Origin of the sequence: Citrobacter sp. Awk 2 (genome assembly GCF_028069815.1) — a bacterium.
Lineage (GTDB): Bacteria > Pseudomonadota > Gammaproteobacteria > Enterobacterales > Enterobacteriaceae > Citrobacter.
The window spans coordinates 1-10,422 of the sequence record NZ_JANEWL010000131.1 but is presented as its reverse complement, the minus strand read 5'-3'; the positions used below and the strand labels follow the sequence as shown (position 1 = coordinate 10,422).

Below are 10,422 nucleotides of genomic sequence, written 5' to 3'. Positions count from 1 at the left end.
ATTCTTAATGTTCAGCGTGCTTTGTAAAGTCAAATGAAATATTTAATTATAAAGAAGGGAATGGCAAGTGGGGAAAAACGTCGTTGTCTTAGGAGATGCCACTACACATGGCGGTAAAGTCACATCAGCTTCATCCAGTTTCGATATTTCAGGGAAGAATGCTGCTCTTTTAAATGACACAGTATCTTGCCCTGAGCACGGCACAAATAAAATTATTGAGTGCGATGTTTCTGCGTATGAAGAAAACGGCCGAGGGATCGTTTTGCATAACTGTAAAACACAGTGCGGAGCGAGCGTCATCGCAAGAATGCAGGATATGGAGGTTGGCTGATGGGATGGTCTTTGCCGGAGGTGACTGAAAAAGAACAGGCACCGGTCTGGTCGCCTTGGCTTTGTCTGCTGATTATTATCCTGGGTCTTTTCATTGGATTGCTTGTAGCAGTGTTAAAATCACCATCAACAGGGTTACCTTCATTGAGCAGTGGGTTCTGGTTACCACTGACGGCCAGGGTATTTGCAGGCATTTTTGCAGCTATTGCTATCTACAGCTTCTGGTGGGAAACGCGGGCAATTGGTGTCTGGAACTGGAATGAATGGTGCCGAAACACGCGTCTGAAGTGGCGCTTACGTGCGCACCAACATCACGTCATTCTTAGCCATATTTTTATCGCTGCCGATACGGGCTTGTTGTCTCGTCTTGCACATACACAGGAAGGAGATAGCGCGGGCACGCCGCCTTTAACGTTGCTGCCGGACGCCGCCATCACGCCCGGCATTTCACGTTTTGAGCAGCTACTTCGTCATCTTATTGCTCAGATAACACCTTCGATTCGGCGGCGATATCCTTCTGGTCTGCTCCAGATTATTGTTCAGACCAATGGTAGCGACAAAGATCGTGAATCTCAGTCATTCCATCGTATCTGGACAGCAGGATCTCCCCCCTGGAAAATCGAGATTCATTTTCAGGACGGTGACTCATCCCTTGATGACTGGAATCAGTTTGTCGGGTCCACAAAGAGAGCCGTACTGGTGCTGGCGATGCACTATCGGCTACCCGATGATGTTCTGCCCGAATTTGCCAGCGCGTTATTTTTGATGCCTCCGTCGATGTTAAATCCGGGCGAACAAAAAAATGCGTTACGCCTTTTCCGGGCGATGCCGCTCGACACCCGTATGCTTGTAACTGAACTCAGTGAATTACGGGATATGGCCCTCACACCTGCCAGCAAGAAGCACCTTGTCTGGCACAGCGGACTATCAGATGCGCCACGGCAGTCAGTGGGCAGGGCACTGAATGACCTGTCGGTTGCTCTGTTCGATGGCATTGGTACTGGCGGTGTCATTGATTATGACAGTGCATGCGTTCGGTATGGCGGTCTTGCTGGCTGGGCAATGATTGGGGCTGCGGCTGAGATGGCTGCTTACGGCCCTGCCTGCCAGTGGCTTCTTCTTGAAGGTGAGACTGATGCCTGGGCAGTGACGCTCGGAAACGCCGCCCCCGCCGTCGGGCACGATCATTTTGTTATTCAGCCACCCTTTCCCGGCGGGTCTGTTCTGATGGCATTACTGCTCAATGCTGGGCTGTACAGCCTGATGATCCATTACTTCCCATCAACTGCATTCTCCTGGTTGGGGGTAACTCTTCTTCTGCTGTCACTGATAGTGACATTGCCTGGGCTGGCCATTTTGCTGAAACGAATTACAGCCCGTCTTCAGCGCCCAGAATTTATCAGGGTTGCACGACACTCCGGAAAGGAATAACCGGTATGAAAAAGGTTTCAAAGTCCCTGGGAGCAGGATTACTCATTGTGGCAGTTCTGCTGATGGTGCTCTTTGTTCTTGCACAGACAACGCAGTTGCCCTCTGACAATAGTGGCGACAATTTCTGGTATGTGCTGGCTGGTTTTATCACTCTCACTGCCGCGCTGTGCACCCTGGTCTTTTTTACGTTGTTCAGGCAGCAAAATCCTTCTCCCGTTACGCCTGATGGCGAAAATAATCACGCTGAAGGAAAATCGCCGGATCATTATGATTTTACTGCACTAAGCAAATATCTCAGAAGACGTTATTCGTCGTTCTGGTGGCGCAAGGTTCGTCTGCTGCTGGTCACCGGCGATGAGGCAGCAATCGAACAGCTGGTACCCGGCCTGCAACAGCAGCAGTGGCTTGAAGGCAACCGTACCGTTCTGATTTACGGCGGCAGTCTGACTGATGAGCCCAATAAAGAAAAATACACCGCGCTGCGCAAACTGCGCCGTGGACGCCCACTGGACGGTATTGTGCGCGTCATGCCGCAGTCGCTTAATCTGACCCCGCAAATCAGCGATAACGATTTACGCGGACTGGAAAAAATCAGTGAACTGCTCCGTTATTCTGCCCCGGTCTGGCTGTGGCAATTGTGCGACAGCAAGTGGTCGCAGGCAAAACGCACTGAACAGGCGGTGGGTGCTTCGTTTCCGCTTCGCGCAAAACCTGATGACATTACCCGCCAGCTTGAACTGATGCTGCCGGCCCTGCGAACACAGGGTGTCAGTCAGGTGGCTGAGAACAACAGTCACGACTTCCTGCTGCGCCTGGGCCAGTACCTCCAGGACGGCGGTATCGCCCGCTGGGCTCAGCAACTGGCGCCATGGCTGTCTGCCTCACAGCAGCGTGTTCCGCTGCGTGGCCTGATGTTCAGCCTGGCACAGGGCAGGCCTGCTGAAGACACTGGCGAGACGACAGCAACTGGCGAAGAAAAGTACATTCCTGAATCACAACGCCATGCGCTGACCCTACCGGTTGTATGGCAGGGCATCGTGGATGACTGCGTCCGTGTTCGTGGCCACCGTGTCGGTATGGCCTGGGAGCAGATGCTGGCCTGGACGCTGATGGCTATTATTGGTGTCTGGGGGGCGGGGACGCTGCTGTCGTTTGCGGTCAACCGTCTGCAGATTGTCTCCGTGGCGCAGCAGGCGCATGCTCTGGTGGAGCATCCCTCCGTATCGGATTACCAGTTGACGGCTCTGCATACACTGCGTAATGACGCCGGCCGCCTGCAGCATCATACCCAGGAAGGCGCGCCATGGTATCAGCGCTTCGGTCTGGACCATAACCAGCAACTGCTCGACGTAATGCTGCCCTGGTATGGCGTGGCGAACAACCGCCTGATTCGTGACCCGGCAAATGCTGCCCTGATGCAAAAACTCAACGCACTGGCGAACTCCGCCCCCAACAGCGACCAGCGTGCGGCGCTTGCGAAACCGGGTTATGACCAGTTGAAAGCCTGGCTGATGATGGCTCGCCCGGATAAGGTTGACGGGGCATTCTACGCACAGACCCTGAAAGCCGTGCAGCCGACCCGTCTGGGCATTTCCACCGGCCTGTGGCAAAGCCTGTCGCCGGATTTGTGGGCCTTCTACATCACCGAGCTGCCTAAGCAGCCACAGTGGAAAATCGCGCCGGATGCGCCGCTGGTGGGCCAGAGCCGCCAGGTGCTGTTGCAGCAGATTGGCCGCCGCAACGCCGAAAGTACGCTCTATGAAAACATGCTCAAATCTGTGCGTCGTAACTTTGCCGATGTGTCTCTGGAAGACATGACCAGCGGTACCGATGCGCGGCGACTGTTCACCACCGAGGACGTGGTGCCGGGCATGTTTACCCGCCAGGCGTGGGAAGGGGGCATCCAACAGGCTATCGAAAAGGCCGCAAATTCGCGCCGGGATGAAATTGACTGGGTGCTGAGTGACAGCCGGAAAGCGGTTTCCGCGGATTTATCGCCGGAAGCCCTGAAAGCGCGTCTGATGCAACGTTACTTCACCGACTTTGCCGGCAGCTGGCTGAGCTTCCTCAACAGCCTGCGGCTTAACCCGGCGAACAACATAGCGGATGTTACCGACCAGCTTACGCTGATGAGTGATGTCCGCCAGTCGCCACTGATAGCCCTGATGAATACCATCGCCTGGCAGGGGCAGACCGGTCAGCAAAGCGAAGGCATTTCGGATTCCATCATCAAATCGGCTAAAGACCTGGTAGGCGGGAAAGACAAACCTGCGATTGACCAGTCTGTGTCAGGCCCGCAGGGGCCGCTTGATGAAACCTTTGGCCCGTTGCTGATGCTTCTGGGTAAAAACAAGGGCAGCAACGTCATGTCGGCTGACACTTCACTGAGCCTGCAGACGTATCTGACCCGCATCACCCGCGTGCGCCTACGCCTGCAACAGGTGGCCAGCGCTTCTGATCCGCAGGCGATGATGCAGACCCTGGCGCAGACCGTGTTCCAGGGCAAAAGCGTAGACCTCACTGACACCCAGCAATACGGCAGTCTGATTTCGGCAAGTCTTGGCGAGGAGTGGAGCGGATTTGGCAGCACGATGTTTGTGCAGCCTCTGACCCAGGCCTGGGAAACAGTGCTTCAACCCTCTGCCGCCAGTTTGAACGATCGCTGGAGCCGCTCGGTTGTGGCGAACTGGCATACAGCCTTTGACGGTCGTTTCCCGTTTGCGGTGAGTAAGAGTGATACTTCTCTGCCGATGCTGGCAGAATTTGTGCGCAAGGACAGCGGACGTATTGAGCGCTTCCTGACCACAGAGCTCAGCGGAGTACTGAACAAAGAGGGCAGCCAGTGGGTACCGGATAAGGTCAACAGCCAGGGACTGAGTTTTAACCCGGCCTTTCTGCGGGCGATTAATCAGCTAAGTCAGTTGTCAGACATTCTGTTTACTGATGGCAGCCAGGGCATCAGCTTTGAACTGCAAGCACGTCCTGTGCCGCATGTGGTGGAAACTCAACTGACCATTGATGGCCAGCCGCTGCACTACTTCAATCAGATGGCTGACTGGCAGAGCTTCCGCTGGCCGGGAGACACTTACAAGCCGGGGACGATGCTGACCTGGACCACGGTCAACGCCGGAGCGCGCCTGTTCGGTGATTACAGCGGTACCTGGGGTTTTATTCGCTGGCTGGACCAGGGCCAGCGTCAGCAGCTTAACCGCAGCCAGTGGATGATGAGCCTCACTGCTCCGGATGGTCGAACCCTGCAGTGGGTACTGCGCTCACAACTCGGAAAAGGTCCACTGGCGCTGCTGGATCTGCGCGGTTTCACGCTGCCGGATCAGATATTCAGTGTCGACAGCGCGGCCACTGCGCAGGTGCTGATGGCTAACACGGGAAACAATGACATGGATGGAGTCGAATAATGAGCACTTTACAAAATCTGGTCGCCGCCTGCCAGGCTGACGACACCTCGCTGCGGCAACAGGTGCAGACACGCACGGAAAACTGGCAGCCCTGGCTTGCCCCAGTAAGTAACGCCAGTCCGACAGGGGAAAACCCCGACTATGACGATGATTTTCAGCGTATCCGGGAGGAGGTCAATAAACTTTCCGGCATCAATACCGGGTTGATTTGCACGCTTGCCGAAAAACTGCTGACTACCACGGCCAAAGATATCCGGATTGCCACCTATTACTGCTGGGCCCGTCTGCACCAGGACGGGGAAACCGGATTTGCCGAAGGGCTTGAACTGCTGACGGGATTGATACAGCGCTATGGAGCGCAACTTCATCCTCAGCGTGAGCGGAGCCGTAAACTGGCGCTGGAGTGGCTGGCAGGCTCCCGTGTACTCGACAGCCTGTCACTGTATCCGGAGGTCGTACGTGAGGATGCACGACGTACAGCCGGGGCGCTGCTGCTCATCAGTGACAGCCTGGAGACAGAGCCGGAAGCGTCACGGCCAGAGCTGAATGTCCTGTACAGCGCGCTGGAATCTCGCCTGATAAAGGCCGGCGGTGTAGATGCTGTGGTACCACAGAACGCCAGCAGTCAGGCACGCGCACAATCGTCATCCCATGCGGCAGAACAGGATGCACCAGTGCTGAGCCGCATTACTTCCGGTCAGGATTTACTGGCCCAGGCCCGTACACTGACGGAGTACCTGCGTGAGCAACCTGATGGCTGGCTGGCAGCACACCGGCTGATGAAGAGCCTGCGCCACGACACGCTGAAAGCAATCCCTGCACCGGATGCCGAAGGGAAAACGCGTATCGAACCACCGCGCGCCGATCAGCGAGCGATGCTCAAACGATTGTACCTGCAACAAAGCTGGCTGGAGGTACTGGAGCAGGCGGACAGCACCTTCTCGCGTGGCGCCAATCATCTCTGGCTGGATTTGCAGTGGTATATCTATCAGGCCCTGATGAAGTCGGGGCAGGATGTGCTGGCAAACATCATCGCCGCCGACCTGAAAGGGGTGCTGCGCCGCCTCACCGGGCTTGAGACACTGGCTTTTAACGATGGTACGCCATTTGCCGATGAGGTCACGCTGAACTGGATTAACCAGAGCGTGCTGGATGATATGGCCGGCTGGCGGGATGAGCCGGTCAGCGTCATTGGCGCGTCTGACAACGATATCCTGGCCCTTGAGCCGGAAGCCCTGGAGAAAGCCGACAGCGACGGGCTGGATGCCACACTTCACTGGCTGCAGACGCGTCCGGGCGCGGACTCCACAAAAGACAAATGGTTGCTGCGTCTGTTAATGGCCCGCGTGGCCGAGCAGAAGGGCAGGAATGAATTGGCGCTGCATCTGCTGGGTGAGCTCGATAATGCGGCTCAGTCCATAACGTTGACGCAATGGACACCGGCACTGTTGTTTGAGGTGAAATCACGCCGCCTCCGGTTACTGCGCATGAAAGCCACACGCAGTGAAACCGATAAATCACGGCTTCAGCCTGAGATGGATTTGCTTCTGGCCGGCCTGATCGCACTCGATCCGGCCAGCAGTGCTGTGCTTTGCGGTTAGCTGCCCTGTTATACCTTTAAGATACTAATAATCAGGTAATTATGGATGATTTAACCCTGCGTTATTATGACGCTGAAATGCGCTACCTGCTGGAAGCCGGTGAAGAGTTTGCACGTGCTCACCCCGAGCAGGCGGCAATGCTCAATCTCGATAAAGCGGGCGCGCGCGACCCTTACGTTGAGCGCCTGTTTGAAGGCTTTGCCTTTTTGATGGGCCGGCTGCGTGAAAAGCTCGATGATGACCTGCCTGAGCTGACCGAAGGGCTGGTCAGCCTGCTGTGGCCGCATTACCTGCGCACCATTCCGTCGATGTCGGTGGTGGAGTTCACCCCTGACTGGCGCGAGATGAAAGAGCAGATGCGCATCGTCAAAGGTTTCGAGGTGAACTCGCGGCCGATCGGTGAGAAGGGCACGCGTTGCCGGTACACGACCACCAAAGAGATAACCCTCCAGCCTTTATCGCTGGAGCATGCCCGCCTGTCCACCGACCCTGACGGACGTTCGGTTATCAGCCTGCGTTTTAACTGCAGCCATCTTGCCGACTGGAGTCGAGCCTCCCTCAGCCAGATCCCGCTCTACTTCAACGCTGACGCACCGCTGGCCTGCGCCATGCATGAAGCCTTTACCATGAACACGGCGCGTCTTTGGCTGCGGATGCCAGGTGATATGGACAGAAGACCGCTCGACGGGTATTTCACTGCGTTGGGTTTCGGCGACGATGACGACCTGTGGCCGAAGGGAAGCAGCAGTTTTAGCGGCTATCAGTTGCTGCTGGAGTACTTCACCTTCCGTGAGAAATTTATGTTCACGGGGCTGTGCGGGCTCGGAACCGTGGCCTTCCCGGCTGAGCTCTCGTGGTTTGAAATCGATGTGGTACTGGCGGAGCGCTGGGAGCATGATTTCAGCTTTACTGAAAAGCATCTGCGCCTGAACTGTGTGCCGGTGATTAACCTGTTCCCGCTGGAATCCGACCCGCTAACAATCAACTCCTTGCAGACAGAGTACATGTTGCGACCGATGCGTGTGCAGGATGGCCACACCGAGATTTACGCGGTGGATTCGGTGATGTCATCGAGCCAGCATACCTACGTGCCGTTCTCGAGCTTCCGCCACAAAGGCGGAATGATGCGTCATGACGCGCCGGAATATTACTACCACACCCGAGTGCGCCGGGGGCCATCCGGGCTGCACAACACCTGGCTTATCCTCGGTGGTGAAGCGTTTGATAAACACGCCGTGCCGGAAGGTGAAAGCCTGTCGCTGACGCTTACCGGCACCAACGGACAGCTACCTCGTAGAGCGTTGCAGAGCACGGTGCTTGATACGGTGATGAAAACCACCTCAGCCAGTATCGCCGTGCGTAACCTGTGTGCGCCGACACTTCCCTGTTATCCACCGGCGCAGGACCGTTTCCACTGGCGCGTGCTGAGCCACCTCGGCAGCGGATTCCTGTCGATGATGGATAACGCCGACGTGCTGCGTGGCACCCTGGCGCTGTATGAATGGACCGACAGTGAGATGAACCGCCGCCGTCTGGAGGCGATTATCGGCGTGAAGCACAGCGAAACTGAGCGTTTCGAGCAGGGCTATTTGGTACGCGGCGTACAGATTGAGGTGACGCTGGACAGTCACGGCTTTGCCGGGCGGGGCGATATCTGCCTGTTCGGCGAGATGCTGAGCCGCTTCTTCGCGCTCTACACCGACATCTATCTGTTTAACCACCTGATTATCATTCTGCAACCGACCGGAGAGCGCCTGGAATGGGAAGAGAAGCACAACCGCCGCATTCCCGGCTGACCCCGCGGCTGGAAGCCGACCTTCAACGCATCAACTTTTACCGTTTATGCCAGCTGCTGGAGAAGCGTAATCCGGGCAGGCCGATGATAGGGTCGACCAGCCACCCTGCTGATGACCCGGTGCGGTTTGCGCCGCACCCGGGAATGGGTTTCCCGGCGACCGAGCTGAAGGCTGTCGAATATGACGAGGATGATGACCGTAGGCCACCGCTTATCCGCACGACCTTTATGGGGATGTACGGTGTTGATTCCCCCTTACCAACGGCGTACCTCGATGACATCACCCAGCGCCGCGAAGGGCATGAGGCGCTGCAGGGCTTTCTGGATATCTTCAGCCACCGCATCCTGACGCAGTTTTACCGCATCTGGCGTAAATATTCTTATCCGGCCACGTTTGAGCCCGGTGGCAGCGACAGCATTTCACAGTCTTTGCTGGGTCTGGTGGGGCTGGGTATTCCTGGTACGGCAAACCATATTGCCACACCAGTATCTCGCTTTCTGTCACTGCTTGGCGTACTGCGCCAGCCCGGTAAAACCCAGGAGGGCATGCAGGCACTGGTGACCCTGCTGGCACCGAATACCACCGTCAGGGTCAGTCCTTACTGCCTGCGCCCCGTGGAGGTCAGCCAGCCGCTGGGCTTTTACGGTGAGGACGATTTTCTGCTGGATGGCAACACGCCACTGGGTGATGAAGCGATGGATGCCAGCAGCCAACTGCTGGTTGTGCTCACGACGATTAATGAACAGGAAGTGCAGGGCTGGAAGCCGGATGGTCTGCTGTATCAGGACTTTCTGGTGATGCTGCGTGTGTATCTTGGCTGGCGCTTTAAGGCAAAAATTGCACTGACCACCTCCACCCGCTTGCTGGCCGTACCGCCACTGGGTGAAGAACCTTTCTGGCTGGGTATGAACGGCGTGCTGGGTGCGGAGGACGATGACCTTCCGGAGGATATTCCTCAGACTTTTACCACCGAATTGGGGCGCTACACCGGGCTGGAGCCTGCGAAACCACAACAAGGAAACCGACGTGTTACGTACAAGTTTAACTAAAACAGCGCGCTGGCTGTTCCCCCTGCTGGTATTCAGTCTGGTGGGGTGCGGGGTGACGCAGAGCATCACCGATGGCAGCAAATCAGCATTTAACTCTGTGTTCTACAAAAAGATTAAGGTGCTTCACCTGGATTTCACAGCACGTGAAGCACTGAATACGGATGAACGTGAAAACAACGCGTTGTCGGAGCCCGTCGTGGTACGCGTCTATCAATTGAAAGACACTATAACTTTCAACAGAAGTGTGTACCAACAGTTATTGAACGATGGTGAAGCCGTTCTTGGGGCTGACATGCTGTCCACCCGTGATGTGGTCGTGAAACCAGGTGGTGACGCACTGCTTGATATGCCGATGGAAGACGATGCGAAATATGTGGCCGTGGTGGGGTTATTTCGGCAACCCGATGTCGTGAAAAACACATGGAAATTAATGGTTAATCGTGAGGAACTCGATCCGGACAAGGCCCGGGTGATTGAGGCCGGGAATAACCATCTGGCGCTGGTAATGGAAGAGGATAAATAATGCCTCAGAATCACAAATCTCCTTCGCTGTATGAAACGCTCTACGGCAACTTCACTGGTGGCCTCATTCTCCATCAGGTCAGTGAACAAAATCAGGTTATTCTCTCGGTACTGGATAACATGCAGCGCATCCTCAACTGTCGCGCCGGGACGCTGGCGCATCTGCCGGACTATGGCTTGCCGGATATGACCAAAACCCTGCAGGGGATGCCCGGTACCGCCCATGAACTGATGGGCGTGCTGTCGGCGGTGCTGCTCAAATATGAACCGCGCCTGA

General features: G+C 56.1%; 8 protein-coding genes. All 8 read left to right on the top strand.

Annotation, left to right across the window (positions count from 1 at the left end):
* The first annotated feature begins 67 nt into the window (after nt 1-67).
* Nucleotides 68-331 carry a PAAR domain-containing protein gene (locus tag NNO02_RS21355; RefSeq protein WP_271455678.1) on the top strand — a complete coding sequence of 88 codons (264 nt, stop codon included), beginning with the start codon at nt 68-70 and terminating at the stop codon, nt 329-331.
* Nucleotides 331-1,761 (top strand): hypothetical protein, encoded by a 1,431-nt coding sequence (locus NNO02_RS21350; RefSeq protein WP_271455677.1) that lies wholly within the window; start codon nt 331-333, stop codon nt 1,759-1,761. Before NNO02_RS21355 ends, NNO02_RS21350 begins: the two co-directional genes overlap by 1 nt.
* A 5-nt stretch (nt 1,762-1,766) precedes the next feature.
* Nucleotides 1,767-5,177 carry an ImcF-related family protein gene (locus NNO02_RS21345; RefSeq protein WP_271455676.1) on the top strand — a complete coding sequence of 1,137 codons (3,411 nt, stop codon included), beginning with the start codon at nt 1,767-1,769 and terminating at the stop codon, nt 5,175-5,177.
* Nucleotides 5,177-6,778, top strand: coding sequence for a type VI secretion system protein TssA (gene tssA, locus NNO02_RS21340; RefSeq protein ID WP_271455675.1), 1,602 nt, complete (start codon nt 5,177-5,179; stop codon nt 6,776-6,778). Before NNO02_RS21345 ends, tssA begins: the two co-directional genes overlap by 1 nt.
* 41 nt (nt 6,779-6,819) lie before the next feature.
* A complete protein-coding gene (gene tssF / locus NNO02_RS21335) occupies nt 6,820-8,574 on the top strand; it encodes a type VI secretion system baseplate subunit TssF (RefSeq protein WP_271455674.1) in 1,755 nt (584 codons plus the stop codon).
* A complete protein-coding gene (gene tssG / locus NNO02_RS21330; protein WP_271455673.1) occupies nt 8,538-9,623 on the top strand; it encodes a type VI secretion system baseplate subunit TssG in 1,086 nt (361 codons plus the stop codon). Before tssF ends, tssG begins: the two co-directional genes overlap by 37 nt.
* On the top strand, nt 9,601-10,146 hold the full coding sequence (gene tssJ, locus NNO02_RS21325) for a type VI secretion system lipoprotein TssJ (protein ID WP_271455672.1): 546 nt from the start codon (nt 9,601-9,603) through the stop codon (nt 10,144-10,146). The genes tssG and tssJ overlap by 23 nt, the downstream gene beginning before the upstream one ends.
* A partial coding sequence (gene tssE / locus NNO02_RS21320) for a type VI secretion system baseplate subunit TssE (RefSeq protein WP_271455671.1) occupies nt 10,146-10,422 on the top strand: 277 nt, incomplete at its 3' end. The genes tssJ and tssE, both read left to right, overlap by 1 nt.

Bases quoted from the DNA above. Each gene is read 5' to 3' on its own strand.
- NNO02_RS21350 (WP_271455677.1), top strand. From the start codon at position 331: ATGGGATGGTCTTTGCCGGAGGTGACTGAAAAAGAACAGGCACCGGTC.
- NNO02_RS21345 (WP_271455676.1), top strand. From the start codon at position 1,767: ATGAAAAAGGTTTCAAAGTCCCTGGGAGCAGGATTACTCATTGTGGCA.
- tssG (WP_271455673.1), top strand. From the start codon at position 8,538: ATGGGAAGAGAAGCACAACCGCCGCATTCCCGGCTGACCCCGCGGCTG.
- tssF (WP_271455674.1), top strand. From the start codon at position 6,820: ATGGATGATTTAACCCTGCGTTATTATGACGCTGAAATGCGCTACCTG.
- tssA (WP_271455675.1), top strand. From the start codon at position 5,177: ATGAGCACTTTACAAAATCTGGTCGCCGCCTGCCAGGCTGACGACACC.